This window comes from Microbacterium sp. NPDC056569 (assembly GCF_042793475.1).
In the GTDB taxonomy this organism is placed as follows: Bacteria; Actinomycetota; Actinomycetes; order Actinomycetales; family Microbacteriaceae; genus Microbacterium.
In genome coordinates this window covers 69,254-84,132 of record NZ_JBHTUV010000014.1, presented here as the reverse complement: position 1 = coordinate 84,132, position 14,879 = coordinate 69,254, and the positions used below count along the sequence as shown (strand labels likewise).

Genomic DNA, 14,879 nt, shown 5'->3' with positions numbered 1-14,879 from the left:
CGTATCGCGGGCGGAGGAAGATCCACTCCACCCGTCAGACGCTTCGAGCGCCGACTTCCTGCACCCTCTCCGGTGATGGAGTTCCCGTCCGGTCGCCCCGACGGCTACCCCGGCCGCGGAACGGTCGGGGCGGAGTGCATGACCCGGTAGCCTGGAACGGCAAGCGCGGGTGGGATGTGATCCACTTTCCGATCCGGTGCAGAACGCACCGGAGACCGCAGCAGTCTATCAGAGAGAACGGCGTGGACACGATTCGAGACCAGGACGGCGATCCGACGAGCACGACGGCAGTGGATGCTGAGCGTCAGGCGCGCTGGGAGGAACAGGAGCGGGCGGCCGCCTCCGCCTCGCGCGACATCGCCGATGTGCCGGCCGTCGAGGTCATCACCACGGCCGCCGTCCATCTGATGAGCGCCGCCGCCGTCAAGGTCGGACTGGCCGACGACCCCGCGACGCAGACGGACCTCGACGAGGCCCGAAAGCTCATCAACGCCCTGGCAGGACTCATCACCGCCGGAGCTCCCGAGATCAGCGACATGCACGCCCGCTCCCTCCGCGACGGGCTGCGCTCGGTGCAGCTCGCGTTCCGCGAGGCCTCCGTCATCCCCGACCCGATCGGCAAGGGTCCGGGCGAGAAGTGGACCGGCCCGGTCACCTGACCCGCTGAGGCCCGCAGCCCACGCGCGGGCTCACGCGTCGAGGCCGAGCTCGGCGGCGCCGCGCGCCACCGCGTCGACCGTGCGACGGACGGCCTCGGCGTCGGTGCCACGATTGCTCACCGAGAAGCGCACCACCGTGCGCCCGTGCCACGTCGAGGACGAGGCCCACACCGTCCCCTCCGCGCGCAGCCACTCCCCCAGCGCTGCCGTCGCCGCGTCGTCGCGCGCCGCGAGGCAGACCTGGGTGAAAACGACGTCGTTCAGCACCTCGAGCCCCGCGATCGCCTCGAATCCGGCGGCGAGGGCGGTGGCAGCATCCGTCAGTCCGTCGACCAGCCCGGCGACGCCCTGTCGTCCGAGGGAGCGCAGCGCCGCCCACACCGGCACCCCGCGTGCGCGGCGCGACATCTCCGTGACGTGGTCGTAGGGATCGGCGACGCCCGGCATCGCGGGGAGGTACGCCGCGCGGGCTCCCAGCGCCGCCGTCATCGCCGCCTCGTCGCGGACGATCGCGACGCCGCAGTCATAGGGGACGTTGAGCGTCTTGTGCGCGTCGGTCGCCCACGAGTCCGCGACCGCGAGCCCCTCCACGAGGTGCCGCGACCGCGGGCTGGCAGCGGCCCACAGGCCGAACGCGCCGTCGACGTGCACCCAGGCGCCCGCCAGATGCGCCACCTCCACCGCCGCGACGAAGTCGTCGAACGCGCCCGAGTGCACCTCGCCCGCCTGCAGGGCGACGATCGCAGGAGCGTCGCCGTGCTCGTGCAGCGCCGAGGCGAGGCCATCGACGTCTATTCGGCCCTGCGCGTCCGCCCCGACCGTCCGCGGAGCGCCCAGTCCCGACATCCGTCCTGCCAGCACGACCGACGTGTGCACGGCGTCGCCCGCGAGGAAGCGGACGGGCGGTGCGTCGTGCAGTCCGAGAGCCGGGTCGCCCCCGCGTTCGCGGATGACGGCGTCGCGGGCGGCGATGAGGCATGCCAGATTCGCGTTCGTCGCGCCCGTCGAGAAGCCCACTCCGCTGTCGGGCGGGAGACCGAGGACGTCGAGGAGCCACCGCGCGGCGGTCTCCTCCACGGCCGCCGTCGCCCCAGCGACCTGGCGCGGCCCCGTGTTCTGGTCCCACGCCGACACCAGCCAGTCGGCCGCGAGTGCGGCGGGATAGGTGCCACCGGTCACGAGCCCGTAGAAGCGCGAGGACCCCATCGCCATGAGACCCGGCCCCGCCGCGGCGACGAGCTCTTCCACGACGGCGGTCGCGTCGCCGGCCTCGTCGGGCAGGTCGGCCGGGAACCGGTCGAGGATCGCGTCGGCATCGAGCTCGGGGCGGATCGGGCGCTGGTCGAGTGAGTCGAGCCACGCCATCGCATGGCGGTGCGCCGCATGGAGCGCCCGCCCGTAGTCACTCCTCGCACCGTGCTCCATCGGACACCTCCGCGGTGCCGATCATCCACCCGCCGGCGGGGAGCCGCAAGGCTCGAGGGTCAGGCGCGGACGAGCTTGACCGTGAGGGAGTCGACGAGCACGGCGACGCGGTCGTCGGCGGCCCAGCGCTTCGCGAGGCGTGCGAGCACGGCGTCGAGCTCGGCCTTCTCGAGGCCGTCCATGAGCTGCAGGCGCACCACGAGCTCCGGGCCGCGCAGGCGCGCGTCGGGGTCGCCGGACTCCACCGCGAGGTCGATGACCGACAGCTCGCCGCCGATGCTCGCCTGCAGGCCCGCGTACACGTCGGGTGAGAGGAAGCTCGGCTCCCACGGCTGCCCCTGTCCGATCGCCCACACGGCGGGGCGACGGATGACGAACTCGGTCTCCGAGCCCGGGTCGACCACGATGAGGTCGGTGTCGTCGGCCGTCGCGGACAGGGCGGTGCGGACGCCGTCGGCCGGGACCGGCCGGGCCGCAGCATCCCATCGCCTCATCGTGTCGACCGACGTGAACACCGGCAGCACGCGACGGCCGTCGGGGGCGGCCACCGTGACGATGGAGAGCTCCTGCGTCTTGTCGACCTCGAGGCCGTGCGGCCCGATGCCGTGGTCGCCCTTCTCGGCGACCAGCGGGATCAGCAGGCGCGCCGAACGGTAGGCGTCGACGACCTCGCGCTGGCCGCCGGTGCCCGCACGGAAAGCGGTGAGCGCGGCGAGCAGCGCCGGGTCGGCGGAGCCGTCGTCGGAGGCGTGCGGATTCGCCTGGAAGCTGCGCCCCTCCCACGGCACACCGGCGGAGTCGCCGCCGTGCCCGTGGCCGTGATGAGCGGCGTGCGGGTCAGTGTCCGGCGACATCCAGCGCCTCGGCGAGCGTGAACGCGCCGGCGTACAGCGCCTTGCCCACGATCGCGCCCTCGACGCCGAGCGGGACGAGGTCGCGCAGCGCCGCGATGTCGTCGAGGCTCGACACGCCGCCCGAGGCGACGATCGGCTTAGGGGTGCGGGTGGTGAGCTCGCGCAGGAGATCGAGGTTCGGGCCCTGGAGGGTGCCGTCCTTGGTGACGTCGGTGACGACGTAGCGGCTGCAGCCGGCCGACTCGAGGCGATCGAGGACCGTCCAGAGGTCGCCGCCCTCGCGCGTCCAGCCCCGGGCGGCGAGCGTCGTGCCACGCACGTCGAGGCCGACGGCGATCGCGTCGCCGTAGCGGCCGATGACGTCGGCGGCCCACTCGGGGTTCTCCAGCGCGGCCGTGCCGAGGTTGATGCGCGCCGCGCCGCTCTCGAGCGCGGCCTCGAGCGTGCGGTCGTCGCGGATGCCGCCCGAGAGCTCGACCTGCACGCCGCGGACCTGCTTGATGACCTTGCGCAGCACACCGGCGTTGCTGCCGCGGCCGAAGGCCGCATCGAGGTCGACGAGGTGGATCCACTCGGCACCCTGACGCGCGAAGTCGAGGGCCGCGTCGACGGGGTCGCCGTAGCTCGTCTCGGTGCCGGCCTCGCCCTGCGTCAGGCGGACGGCCTTGCCGTCTGCCACATCGACGGCGGGCAGGAGGACGAGCTTGGGTGTGGACGCGAAATCGTTCATGGATCCTGACTCAGACGTGGGGAAGCTGTGGGGCGGATCACGGAAGCACGCGCTCCCGCAGACGGCACGGTCTCAGAGGGTAGCCCCGCCGAGGCCGTCGATCCAATTCGTGAGGAGACGGATGCCGGCATCCCCCGACTTCTCCGGGTGGAACTGCGTGGCCGACAGCGGCCCGTTCTCGACCGCGGCGAGGAACGGCGTGCCGTACTCGCACCACGTCAGGACGGGCTCGGGGAAGGGAGGCTGCACGTCGAGCAGCCACTTCTGCGCGCCGAACGAGTGGACGAAGTAGAAGCGCTCGTTCTCGATGCCGCGGAACAGGCGAGTTCCCGCGCCGGGCTCGACGGTGTTCCAGCCCATGTGGGGCAGGACGGGGGCGTCGAGCTCGGTGACGACGCCGGGCCACTCGCCCATGCCCTCGGTGTCGACGCCGCGCTCGACGCCGCGCTCGAAGAAGATCTGCATGCCGACGCACACGCCCAGCACGGGACGCCCGCCGGCGAGGCGGCGCTCGATGAGCTCGTCGCCACGGCTGGCGCGCAGCGCCTCGGCCACTGCGCGGAACGCGCCGACGCCGGGCACGAACAATCCGTCGGCGTCCATGATGAGACCGCGATCGGAGGTCAGCCGCGCATCGGCACCCGCCGCGATCAGCGCCTTGACCGCCGAGTGCACGTTGCCCGACCCGTAGTCGAGGACGGCGACGAGCGGCTTCTCCTGCGCGGAGCGAGGGCTGGCGGTCACAGGGCGCCCTTCGTGCTCGGGATGCCCTCGACGAGCGGGTCGAGCGCCTTCGCCTGCCGGAACGCGCGAGCGAACGCCTTGTACTCCGCCTCGGCGATGTGGTGCGGGTCGCGGCCCGAGAGCACGCGCACGTGGACCGTCAGCGCCGCGTTGAACGCGATCGCCTCGAAGGTGTGACGCACCAGCGAGCCCGTGAAGTGACCGCCGATGAGGTGGTGCTCGAACCCGGCGGGCTCGCCCGTGTGCACCAGATAGGGGCGGCCGCTGATGTCGACCACGGCCTGAGCGAGCGCCTCGTCGAGCGGAACGAGCGCGTCCCCGTAGCGGGAGATACCCGACTTGTCGCCGAGCGCCTCGCGGATCGCCTGGCCGAGCACGATCGAGATGTCTTCCACCGTGTGGTGGGCGTCGATGTCGGTGTCGCCCGACGCGCGGACCGTGAGGTCCGTGAGCGAGTGCTTCGCGAACGCGGTCAGCAGGTGGTCGAAGAACGGCACCGTGGTGTCGATGCGGCTGCGGCCGGTGCCGTCGAGGTCGAGCTCGAGCTCGACCGTCGACTCGCTCGTGGACCGGCGCAGCGAGGCGGTGCGTGGTGCGGCGCTCATGCCGCCGATCCTACCGAGGCGAGGGCGTCGAGGAACGCGGTGGTCTCGTCCGCCGTGCCCGCCGTGACCCGCAGGTGCGACGGTATGCCGACGTCACGGATGAGCACGCCCTCGTCGTAGAGCGCCTGCCAGGTCGCCGCCGGGTCCGCGACGCCGCCGAACAGCACGAAGTTCGTCCACGACTCGTGGGCGGTGTAGCCGAGCGCCTCGACCGTGGCCGAGATGCGGTCCCGCTGGGCGACGATCTCGTCCACCATGCTCAGCATGATCGGAGCGTGCCGCAGCGCCGCCGACGCCGCAGCCTGGGTCAGCGCGCTCAGGTGGTACGGCAGGCGCACCAGCCGCAGCGCGTCCACGAGGACGGGATCCGCCGCCAGGTAGCCGACGCGCGCACCGGCGAACGCGAACGCCTTGCTCATCGTGCGCGAGACGACGAGGCGCTCGCGGCCGGGCAGCAGCGTGAGCGCCGAACGCTCGTCGTGTGGGGCGAACTCGAAGTACGCCTCGTCGACGATGACGACGCCGTCGGTGGCCTCGTACACCGCCTCGACCACATCGAGGCCCAGCGGCGTGCCGGTCGGGTTGTTCGGCGAGCAGAGGAACGTCACGTCGGGCGAGGCATCCGAGATCTGGGATGCTGCGTCCTCCGCGTCGATCGTGTAGTCATCGGATCGGGTGCCCGAGATCCACTCCGCGCCCGTGCCGCGAGTCAGCAGGGGGTACATGGAGTACGTGGGCGTGAAGCCGAAGGCGGTGCGCCCTGGACCCGCGAACGCCTGCAGGATGTGCTGGAGCACCTCGTTCGAGCCGTTCGCCGCCCAGATCTGGTCACGGGTGAGGCCGTGGCCCAGGTAGTCGGCGAAGCCCTCGCGCAGCCCGGTGAACTCGCGGTCGGGGTAGCGGTTGACGTCGCGCAGCGCGAGCGCGATCGAGTCGAGGATGTCATCGGCGACCTCGGCCGGAACCGGATGCGTGTTCTCGTTGACGTTCAGGGCCACCGGAAGCGGCGCCTGCGGCGCGCCATAGGGCTTCTGCCCGCGGAGATCGGCGCGTAGGGGGAGGTCTTCGAGACGTGCACTCACCCCTCCCATGGTAGGCCCGCGCAGAGGGAGGACCCCGCCGCGTGACATCCCGCGACGCGGCGGCGCGACCGGCGGGCCTGGGGTGTGAGCGGCCGGGGATCAGCGCCCGTCGTCGTAGGCCGCCGGGATGGCGAGACGCTGACCCGCCTGTACGAGGACCGTGTCGAGCGCGTTGAGACGGACGATCGCGTCGACGACGTCGCGCGGGTCGTGAGCGGGCGCGACCTCTTCGGCGATCGCCCACAGCGATTCGCCGGCGGCGACGGTCACGGTGCGGAACGAGCCGACAGGAGCGCCGGCATCGCGGGAGGCGAGGGCTGCGCCGCCCCCCATCACCGCGACGGTGAGCGCGATCACCGCGGGAAGGGCTGCGAGCGCTGCCAGCACGCGTCGGCCACGAACCGTCAGGCGGAGACGCGTGGATCGCCCCGCCACCGCGCGCGAGGCGCGGTGGGCGGCGGCACCGGCGGCGCGGGCCGGCGATGGGACGGACGTCGTGAAGTCGATCGCGGTCATGCTCGTCTCCTCCTGATGGGGAGAGATTCGCATTCTCCACTCGGCCGGGAGTGGAGAATGCGAACCTCTCTTCCGAAGCTATCTTCGAGTCTGTACGATGTCAATACCGGATTCCCACGTCGATCTCTCGAACGCGACACGCGGAGAGGTTGCCTGCCTCCCGCGCGGGATCCGGATACGGTTTCGATACGAGAACCCCACCACGGGCCTCCGACATTCGAAGAAACAGCGCTCGGCGGCCGAGCGCAGGACGGAGCCGGAAGATGAGCGACGCGGCCGGGCGAGACAAGCCCCAGACCCGCCGGCGCAAGAGCCTGAGCGACAAGCAGCTCGCGATCCTCGAAGTGATCCAGCGCTCCATCGCGCGCCACGGCTACCCGCCCAGCATGCGCGAGATCGGCGACGCGGTCGGCCTCAAGTCCCTCTCGAGCGTCACGCACCAGCTCAACCAGCTCGAGCTGAGCGGCTACCTGCGTCGCGACGCGGGCAAGACCCGCGCGATGGAGGTGCTCATCGATCTGCCGGGCACCGCCACCGAGAGCCCCGCCGACACCGCGCCCTCGGTCGGCGACGCCGCACTCGTCCCCCTGGTCGGCCGCATCGCCGCGGGCGTGCCGATCACGGCCGAGCAGCAGGTGGAGGAGATCTTCCCGCTCCCCCGTCAGCTCGTCGGCAAGGGCGAGCTGTTCATGCTGAAGGTCTCGGGCGATTCGATGATCGACGCCGCGATCTGCGACGGCGACTGGGTGGTCGTGCGGTCGCAGGCGACCGCCGACAACGGCGAGATCGTCGCGGCGATGCTCGACGGGGAGGCGACCGTCAAGACGTTCCGCCAGCGCGACGGCCACACGTGGCTGCTCCCCCGCAACTCCGCGTTCGAGCCGATCCTCGGCGACGACGCCACCGTGCTCGGCAAGGTCGTGGCGGTCCTTCGCGCCGTCTGAGGCCACCGGCACGGTGCGCGCAGCCCAGGCTTCACCTGCTGCCGTTCAGCCGGAGTTCGACACCGCCCGGCGAGGAGGGTGGCGGTGGGTCACGGGCAGGCGCTATAAGGGGGGAATGACCGCCGTGACGCCCTCGCCAGACGTTCCCGACCTCCAGGCCCGCCTGGACGCGCTCGAGGCCGAGAACGCCCTCCTCCGAGCGGGCGCCGCTCCCCCACCGGCTACCGGGAGGGCGGCGAATCGTCCGGCCGGCAGCGGGTGGCGGGCGTTCTTCTCCGCACTGTGCATCGTGATCGCGTCGATCCTCGTGCCGATCTCGATCGTCACCGCCTGGGCGCGACTCGAGCTGGTCGACGAGTCCGCGTTCGTGCAGACGCTCGCGCCGCTCGCGGACGACCCCGCGGTGCAGCAGATGATCATCGACGAGACCGTCGAGGCCGTGCAGGCGCAGGTGGACTTCGAACAGCTCACGGCCGACGTCTTCGAGGGGATCGACCAGCTCGGACTCCCGCCCCGCGCCTCGCAGGCCCTCCAGCTGCTGCAGGCGCCGGCTGCCGAGGGGCTCCAGAACCTGCTGGGGCAGACCGTCACGCGCGTCGTCGAATCGGACGCCTTCGCCGATACCTGGACGGCCACGACGCGCGCCGCGCACCGCGCGCTCACCGCCGCGGCGACGTCGGACGGCGGCGGCATCGTCGTCATGAGCGATGACGGTCTCGGCATCCAGCTCGGCGCGATCGTCGAACGTGTCAAGGAGAACCTTATCGACCGCGGCGTCGGCATCGCCCAGCTGATTCCGGCCGTCGACAGGGTCATCATCATCGGCACCGGCGACACCCTCGTCACGATCCGGACCACGTACGCCCTCGCCACCGCACTCGGCTGGTGGCTGCCGATCATCACGATCGGCCTGTACGTGCTCGGCATCCTGATCGCACGCCGCCGCAGCACCGCGGTGCTCGGCTCGGGCATCGGCTTCGCACTCGGCGGCGGCGCGCTGGCGCTGGCGTTCGCCGTCGGCTACCCGGTCGTCGGGCAGACCGCCGTCCAGCTCGGGCTGTCGGCCACCGCCCTCGACGTGGTCTACCAGAGCCTCGTCGGCGCGATGCAGCAGACCGCCGCCATCGCCGTGCTGCTCGGAGTCGTCATCGCGATCCTGGGCTGGTTCGCCGGCCGCTGGTCACCGGCGGCGCGGTCCCGGCAGGCGATCGGCAGCCTCAACTCCTCGGCGCGCCGACAGCTGTCGAGCCACGGCTTCCGCACCGGACGCTTCGGCACCTGGCTGTACCGCTACCGCACGCTGGTGCGCACGCTCATCGTCGTGCTCGCGGTCGTCTGGCTCTTCGCCCTGCGTCCGCTCTCGGCCGGCGACGTCTTCCTCGTGCTCGTGGTCGCCCTGGTCCTGACCTGGATCCTCGAGCTCCTGCAGGTGCGGCCCGACGAGGCCGTCGCCCCACAGGCCGCCGTCGACGTCCCTGAGGACGCCGACCCCGACGGAAACGCCGACACGCTCGTGATCGAGGCCGACACGGTCGTCGTCGACGAGAACGACACCGAGGTCATCCCCGAGACCGTGGATGCCTCGGCCGACGTCACCGCGCCGGCCGAGGCATCCGCGAAGAAGCCCCGCTCTAGAGGGTGACCGCCACGCGCTCGCGCACGAGTCCGGTCGCCTCGACGAGGTTCGTGAGTGAGGCGACGGTCTCGTCGTATCCGCGCGTCTTGAGCCCGCAGTCCGGGTTGACCCAGACGCGGCGGAGCGGAAGCTCGGCGACCGTGCGGTCGAGGAGGTCGGTGATCTCCTCGACCGACGGCACCCGCGGCGAGTGGATGTCGTAGACCCCCGGCCCGATGCCGGTGGCGAAGCCCGACGTCGCGATGTCGCCGATCACCTCGCCGCGGCTGCGTGCCGCCTCGATCGACGTCACGTCGGCGTCGAGCGCCGCGATGGCGTCGATCACCACGTCGAACTCCGAGTAGCAGAGGTGCGTGTGCACCTGCGTCGCCGGTGCCGCGCCCGCGGTCGCGAGGCGGAACGAGCCGACCGACCACTCGAGGTACGCGGCCTGGTCCGCCGCCTTCAGCGGGAGCAGCTCCCGCAGCGCCGGCTCGTCGACCTGGATGACGCGGATGCCCGCGCGCTCGAGGTCGGCGATCTCGTCGCGCAGGGCCAGCGCGACCTGGTTCGCAGTGTCTCCGAGCGGCTGGTCGTCGCGCACGAAAGACCACGCCAGGATCGTCACGGGACCCGTGAGCATGCCCTTCATGGGCTTGTCGGTGAGCGACTGCGCGAACGTCGACCATGCCACCGTGATCGGCGCGGGCCGCGCCACGTCGCCCCAGAGGATCGACGGACGGGTGGCACGCGAGCCGTACGACTGCACCCAGCCGTTCTCGGTGACGGCGAAGCCGTCGAGGTTCTCGGCGAAGTACTGCACCATGTCGTTGCGCTCGGCCTCGCCGTGCACGAGGACGTCGAGGCCTATGTCCTCCTGGAGCGTCACCACGCGCGCGATCTCATCGCGCAGGAACCGCTCGTACTCGTCGGCGCTCAGCTCGCCGCGACCGTGGCGCGCCCGCGCGCGGCGGATGTCGCCGGTCTGCGGGAACGACCCGATCGTGGTGGTCGGCAGCACGGGCAGCGCGAGCTCAGCGTCCTGCGCGGCGACTCGGACCTCATAGTCCCCGCGCTCCCAGTCGTCGGCGCTCAACGCCACGGTCCGCTCGCGCACCGCGCCGTCGCGCACGCCGGGTGCGCTCTGCCGATCCACGAGGGCGGCGGATGCTGCAGCCAGGGGCTCCGCGATGGCCGGACGCCCGTCGACCAGCCCCGTCGCGAGTGCGACCACCTGCGCGACCTTCTGGTCGGCGAATGCAAGCCACGACGCGAGCCGCGGGTCGAGCGCGGATTCGTCCGCGACGTCGTGCGGCACGTGCTGGAGCGAGGTCGAGGTGCCCGCACTGATCTCGGACGCGCCGAGGACGCTCAGCTCCTGCAGCCGCTTCCACGCGGCGTCGAGGTCGCCGCGCCACACGTTCCGTCCGTCGACGACGCCGCCCACGAGGGTCTTGCGAGCCAGGCCCGGCACGGCTTGGGGCACCGCACCCCGAGCGAGGTCGATGGCGACGGCCTCGATCGGAGCGGCCGCGAGCGCCGCCCAGGCCTCGGGCGACAGCTGCGCGTAGCCGGCGGCGACGAGGATCGCAGGCCGGTCCCCGCGAACCCCCAACGCGGCGTACGCGCGGGCCGCGGCATCCGCCAGCACCGCCGGATCCGCCGGCAGGCTCTCGCTCACGAGCGCGGGCTCGTCGAGCTGTACCCATTCGGCGCCCGCGGCACGCAGTTCAGTCAAAAGCTCGGCGTACACCGGCAGCAGGTCGTCGAGGCGCTGAAGCGGGTCGAAGCTCCCGGGCGCGGCATCCGTCGCCTTCGCGAGAGCGAGCAGCGTCACCGGGCCGACGACCACCGGGCGCACGGTGAAGCCGTCGACCTTCGCCTCGGCCACCTGACGCGCGAACCGGTCGCTCGAGAGGGCGAAGACCGTCTCGGGGCCGATCTCGGGGACGAGGTAGTGGTAGTTGGTGTCGAACCACTTGGTCATCTCCAGAGGGGCGTCCTCGCCCGCGCCCCGCGCGGCCGTGAAGTACGCGTCCAGGCCGATGCCGCCGTCGGCGGCGCGCAGCGGCGCGAACCGCTCGGGCAGCGCCCCGACGGTGACGGCCGCGTCGTGCACCTGGTCGTAGAACGAGAACGACTCCGGGATCGACGAGTCGTCGCGGCCGAGGCCGAGCTCGGCGAGGCGCTCGCGCGTCGCGCGGCGCAGCCCTGCGGCGCTCTGCTCGAGGGTCTCGGCGTCGGTCGTACCCGACCAGTACGCCTCGACCGCACGCTTGAGCTCGCGGCGGCGCCCGATGCGGGGATAGCCCAGGATCGTGCCGTGCGGGAAGGTGGCGCGGGGTTCGGTCATCGTGCTCTCTCTTTCGCTTCGTTCTTCTCGGGGTGGGGGTTTTCGGGGTCGCCGAAGAGACCCGTCGGGCATCCGACGGTTCGCGGCGTCCGTGTCAGCGGACGGCGTCGGGCATTCGCGTCGCCGAGGCGAGCACCCCGGCGTCACGCAGCACGTCGAGGACCGTGTCGTGGTTGTTGAACGCGTACAGGTGGACGCCGGGGGCGCCGCCGTCCACGACCTCGCGCGCGAGGCGTGCGGCGTGTGCCACTCCCACCTCGCGCTGCCCTGCGGCGGTGGGCTCGAGCTCGAGCGCGATGGCGAGATCTGCCGGCCGCTGCTCTCCCGTCAGTTCGAGCACGCGCAGCAGTCGAGTAGGCGAGGTGATCGGCATGATGCCGGGGAGGATGGGGATGGTGACGCCGGCCTCCCGCGACCGCTGCACGAAGGCGAGGTAGTCGTCGGCGTGGAAGAAGAGCTGCGTGATCGCGAGCGTCGCGCCCGCGGCCTGTTTCGCGAGCAGCGCGTCGATGTCCTCGAACGGATGCCGCGAGCGCGGGTGCCCGTTGGGGAACGCCGCCACGGCGATGTCGACGCGGGGGCGCTCCGCGAGGCGCACCGCACCCGGCACACCGGGGATGGGCGCCTCGCTGTAGGGCTCCCGCTCCGCCTGCACGCAGTCGATGAGCTGCACGAGCTGCGCCGCGCTGTCGAGATCGCCGAGGAAGACGTCGTTCTCCGATACGCCTGCCGGCGGATCGCCCCGGAGCGCGAGGAAGCTCGTGATCCCGGCATCCAGGAATTCGCGAATCAGCGTGTTCGCACCGGCGTAGGTGTTCCCGACGCACGTGAGATGCGCGAGAGGCTCGACGTGGGTCTCGCGGAGGATGTGGGTCAGCAGCTCGAGCGAGCGACCGCCGGTGGAGCCGCCGGCGCCGTAGGTCACGGAGATGAAGCGGGGATCGACCGAAGCCAGGTGACGGATCGTCTCGTGGAGAGCGGCGAAGCCCGCGTCGGAGCGCGGCGGATACACCTCGAAGGAGATCGGCACGGGAGGAGTGCTCAGGTCGATCGACATGGCCTGCTTCTCAGGGATCGGCGGACAGGGCTGAGCCGTACGGGAAGGCCCGATCGGCCGCGGCACCTCCACCCACCGGGACGGCGGAAGGGGTGTCATTCGCGGGCGGGTGCCGGGCTCGGCTGTCGCTCCTGCCCGGGCCCCGAGGTTCGGGGCGTCCGTGTGGACGACCGGGCGACGATGGGTCCACGGTAGCGGAGGTCGCGGTCGCCGTGCCGCCTGTGACGTTCTGTTTCGATCGCAGCGCCGGCCGGCTTCGTCGTAGCGTGGTGTGCGTGACGACACCTGACGTTCTCCCCTACGGCAGCTGGCCCTCTCCCATCTCCGCCGCGGAGGTCTCGGCGGCCTCACCGCGTCTGGAGGGTGCGCGCTTCGTCGGTGCGGATGAGCCGGAAGTGTGGTGGGGAGAGTCGGTGCCCGAGGAAGGCGGCCGTTCTGCGGTGCGCCGGAGGGCGGCATCCGGGGCCGTCGTCGATGTGCTGCCCGCACCGTGGAGCGCGCGATCGCGCGTGCACGAGTACGGCGGAGGCTCCTGGACCGCCGACGACGACGGTGTGCTGTACTTCGTCGAGAAGTCCGACCAGCGCATCTGGCGACTCGAGCCCGGCGGCGAGCCGCGCGCGCTCACCCCCGACGCCGGCGATGTCCGCTTCGGCGGCCTCACGCTGCAGCACGGCAGGCTGCTCGCAGTGCGCGAGGACCACACCCGCGGCGGCGCCGTACCCGCACGCGACATCGTGGAGGTCGCCCTGAACGGCAGGCGACCGGATGCTGCGCGTCCGGCGTCTCTCGCGAGTGGCAGCGACTTCGTCGCCCACCCCGCGCTGTCGCCCGACGGGACCCGACTCGCCTGGATCGCCTGGGACCACCCCCACATGGCGTGGGACCGCGCAGAGCTCCGCGTCGGACGGCTCGAGGGCGGAGACGGCGCGGAATGGACCACGGTCGCCGGCGGCCAGTCCTCGCCCCTGCAGCCCCAGTGGGTCGGCGAGGACGACCTGCTGTACGCCGACGACCCCAGCGGCCGGTGGAACCTGTGGCGCCTGCGGCTCACGGCGGATCTCCGCCACGAGATTGTCGCGCCGGTGGATGCCGATACAGGCGGTCCGCTGTGGGTGCTCGGCACGCGGTGGTTCACGCTGCTCGACGACGGCCGTGTCGTCGCGGTGCGCACGAACGGCGCGGAGGAGCTCGCGGTCGTCGACACCGCCGGCGGAAGCCGCGCACTGCCCGTCGACGCCGTCACGCGCCTCTCGATCGAGGACGCCCGCGGCGCACGCGTGCTGCTCTCGGGCGCCGGCTCCGGCGGCGCCGGACTGTGGGAGGTCCACGTCGACGAGCCCGCGGCGACGCGGCTCATCGTCGGCGGCGCTTCGCCGTGGGGAGCCGAGTGGATGCCGCGATCCCGCGCCGTCACCGTGCCCGGGCCCCACGGGCGGGTGCACGCCTTCGACTACCCGCCGACGAACCCTGGAGTCGTGGGTCCCGAGGACGAACGGCCGCCCTACGTCGTATTCGTGCACGGCGGACCGACCGATCACGTCGGGGGCGCAGCATCCGGGAAGATCGCCTATCTCACCAGCCGCGGCATCGGCGTGCTCGACGTCAACTACGGCGGGTCGAGCGGCTACGGCCGCGCGTACCGCGAGCGCCTGCTCGGGCAGTGGGGCGTCGTCGACGTCGACGACGTGGTGGCCGCGGCGCGAGGCCTCGCGGAGGCGGGCACGGCTGACGAGCGCCGGCTTGCGATCGCCGGCGGGTCGGCCGGCGGGTGGACGGTGCTGTGCGCACTGACGAACTCCGACGCGTTCGGCGCAGGCATCAGCCGCTACGGCGTGGCCGACCTCCGCACGCTCGCCGACGACACGCACGACTTCGAGGCCCGCTACCTCGACAGCATGGTGGGGCCGCTTCCCGAAGCCGAGGCGCTGTACGTCGAGCGGTCGCCGCTGTCGCACCTCGATCGCCTCCGGACGCCCTTGCTCATCGAGCAGGGCCTCGACGACCTCGTCGTGCCGCCGTCGCAGTCCGAGGCCGTGCGGGACGCCCTCGCCGCGAACGGGGTCCCGCACGCCTATCTCGCGTTCGAGGGCGAAGGGCACGGCTTCCGCAGCGCATCGACGCTGGTTCGGACCATGGAGGCCGAACTCGCGTTCCTCGGCCAGGTGTTCGGCTTCGAGACGCCGGGCGTGGCGCCGCGCGCGCGCGCCCAACGGGGCGCGGGGCCGCGCCCCCGGGCCCAGACTGTGGGGGGCGCGGCGCGCCGGGCGGGGGGGGGGGGGGCGGGGGCGGGGG

At 72.3% G+C, this 14,879-nt stretch carries 12 protein-coding genes and 1 pseudogene; 4 read left to right on the top strand and 9 right to left on the bottom strand.

The features are described 5' to 3' along the window. The first annotated feature begins 242 nt into the window (after positions 1-242). Positions 243-659 (top strand): DUF1844 domain-containing protein, encoded by a 417-nt coding sequence (locus ACFQ7C_RS16335; protein WP_378903483.1) that lies wholly within the window; start codon positions 243-245, stop codon positions 657-659. Between the two features lie 30 nt (positions 660-689). Here the strand turns inward: ACFQ7C_RS16335 and ACFQ7C_RS16330 are convergent, their stop codons facing one another. From ACFQ7C_RS16330 to ACFQ7C_RS16300, 7 genes are all read right to left on the bottom strand, one after another. Then, on the bottom strand, positions 690-2,024 hold the full coding sequence (locus ACFQ7C_RS16330) for a pyridoxal phosphate-dependent decarboxylase family protein (RefSeq protein WP_378903481.1): 1,335 nt from the start codon (positions 2,022-2,024) through the stop codon (positions 690-692). Positions 2,025-2,143: 119 nt separating this feature from the next. After that, positions 2,144-2,938 (bottom strand): SseB family protein, encoded by a 795-nt coding sequence (locus ACFQ7C_RS16325; RefSeq protein ID WP_378903479.1) that lies wholly within the window; start codon positions 2,936-2,938, stop codon positions 2,144-2,146. Continuing rightward, positions 2,922-3,668, bottom strand: coding sequence for a bifunctional 1-(5-phosphoribosyl)-5-((5-phosphoribosylamino)methylideneamino)imidazole-4-carboxamide isomerase/phosphoribosylanthranilate isomerase PriA (priA, locus tag ACFQ7C_RS16320; protein ID WP_378903477.1), 747 nt, complete (start codon positions 3,666-3,668; stop codon positions 2,922-2,924). Before priA ends, ACFQ7C_RS16325 begins: the two co-directional genes overlap by 17 nt. A 72-nt stretch (positions 3,669-3,740) precedes the next feature. Further along, positions 3,741-4,412 carry an imidazole glycerol phosphate synthase subunit HisH gene (hisH, locus tag ACFQ7C_RS16315; RefSeq protein WP_378903474.1) on the bottom strand — a complete coding sequence of 224 codons (672 nt, stop codon included), beginning with the start codon at positions 4,410-4,412 and terminating at the stop codon, positions 3,741-3,743. Then, positions 4,409-5,017 (bottom strand): imidazoleglycerol-phosphate dehydratase HisB, encoded by a 609-nt coding sequence (gene hisB, locus ACFQ7C_RS16310; RefSeq protein WP_378903471.1) that lies wholly within the window; start codon positions 5,015-5,017, stop codon positions 4,409-4,411. The genes hisH and hisB overlap by 4 nt, the downstream gene beginning before the upstream one ends. Further along, positions 5,014-6,108, bottom strand: a complete 1,095-nt coding sequence (locus tag ACFQ7C_RS16305; RefSeq protein WP_378903468.1) for a histidinol-phosphate transaminase — start codon at positions 6,106-6,108, stop codon at positions 5,014-5,016. The genes hisB and ACFQ7C_RS16305 overlap by 4 nt, the downstream gene beginning before the upstream one ends. A gap of 90 nt (positions 6,109-6,198) precedes the next feature. After that, a complete protein-coding gene (locus ACFQ7C_RS16300) occupies positions 6,199-6,615 on the bottom strand; it encodes a LysM peptidoglycan-binding domain-containing protein (protein ID WP_378903465.1) in 417 nt (138 codons plus the stop codon). 263 nt (positions 6,616-6,878) lie between these two features. On the opposite strand from ACFQ7C_RS16300, the gene lexA reads away from it, so the two are divergent. After that, positions 6,879-7,559, top strand: a complete 681-nt coding sequence (gene lexA, locus ACFQ7C_RS16295; protein ID WP_378903462.1) for a transcriptional repressor LexA — start codon at positions 6,879-6,881, stop codon at positions 7,557-7,559. Between the two features lie 115 nt (positions 7,560-7,674). Further along, positions 7,675-9,201, top strand: a complete 1,527-nt coding sequence (locus ACFQ7C_RS16290) for a hypothetical protein (RefSeq protein WP_378903459.1) — start codon at positions 7,675-7,677, stop codon at positions 9,199-9,201. Here the strand turns inward: ACFQ7C_RS16290 and metE are convergent. Both metE and ACFQ7C_RS16280 read right to left on the bottom strand, forming a co-directional pair. Beyond that, on the bottom strand, positions 9,191-11,527 hold the full coding sequence (gene metE / locus ACFQ7C_RS16285) for a 5-methyltetrahydropteroyltriglutamate--homocysteine S-methyltransferase (protein ID WP_378903456.1): 2,337 nt from the start codon (positions 11,525-11,527) through the stop codon (positions 9,191-9,193). The genes ACFQ7C_RS16290 and metE overlap by 11 nt on opposite strands. Before the next feature lie 94 nt (positions 11,528-11,621). Then, positions 11,622-12,584 carry a methylenetetrahydrofolate reductase gene (locus tag ACFQ7C_RS16280; RefSeq protein ID WP_378903454.1) on the bottom strand — a complete coding sequence of 321 codons (963 nt, stop codon included), beginning with the start codon at positions 12,582-12,584 and terminating at the stop codon, positions 11,622-11,624. A 275-nt stretch (positions 12,585-12,859) separates the two neighbouring features. Between ACFQ7C_RS16280 and ACFQ7C_RS16275 the strand changes: the two are divergent. Then, a pseudogene (locus ACFQ7C_RS16275) lies at positions 12,860-14,879 on the top strand (prolyl oligopeptidase family serine peptidase); the annotation flags it as partial.

Coding starts and splice junctions, on each gene's coding strand:
- ACFQ7C_RS16330 (WP_378903481.1), bottom strand. CDS start 2,024: ATGGCGTGGCTCGACTCACTCGACCAGCGCCCGATCCGCCCCGAGCTC.
- ACFQ7C_RS16325 (WP_378903479.1), bottom strand. CDS start 2,938: ATGTCGCCGGACACTGACCCGCACGCCGCTCATCACGGCCACGGGCAC.
- priA (WP_378903477.1), bottom strand. CDS start 3,668: ATGAACGATTTCGCGTCCACACCCAAGCTCGTCCTCCTGCCCGCCGTC.
- hisB (WP_378903471.1), bottom strand. CDS start 5,017: ATGAGCGCCGCACCACGCACCGCCTCGCTGCGCCGGTCCACGAGCGAG.
- ACFQ7C_RS16305 (WP_378903468.1), bottom strand. CDS start 6,108: ATGGGAGGGGTGAGTGCACGTCTCGAAGACCTCCCCCTACGCGCCGAT.
- ACFQ7C_RS16300 (WP_378903465.1), bottom strand. CDS start 6,615: ATGACCGCGATCGACTTCACGACGTCCGTCCCATCGCCGGCCCGCGCC.
- lexA (WP_378903462.1), top strand. CDS start 6,879: ATGAGCGACGCGGCCGGGCGAGACAAGCCCCAGACCCGCCGGCGCAAG.
- ACFQ7C_RS16290 (WP_378903459.1), top strand. CDS start 7,675: ATGACCGCCGTGACGCCCTCGCCAGACGTTCCCGACCTCCAGGCCCGC.
- metE (WP_378903456.1), bottom strand. CDS start 11,527: ATGACCGAACCCCGCGCCACCTTCCCGCACGGCACGATCCTGGGCTAT.
- ACFQ7C_RS16280 (WP_378903454.1), bottom strand. CDS start 12,584: ATGTCGATCGACCTGAGCACTCCTCCCGTGCCGATCTCCTTCGAGGTG.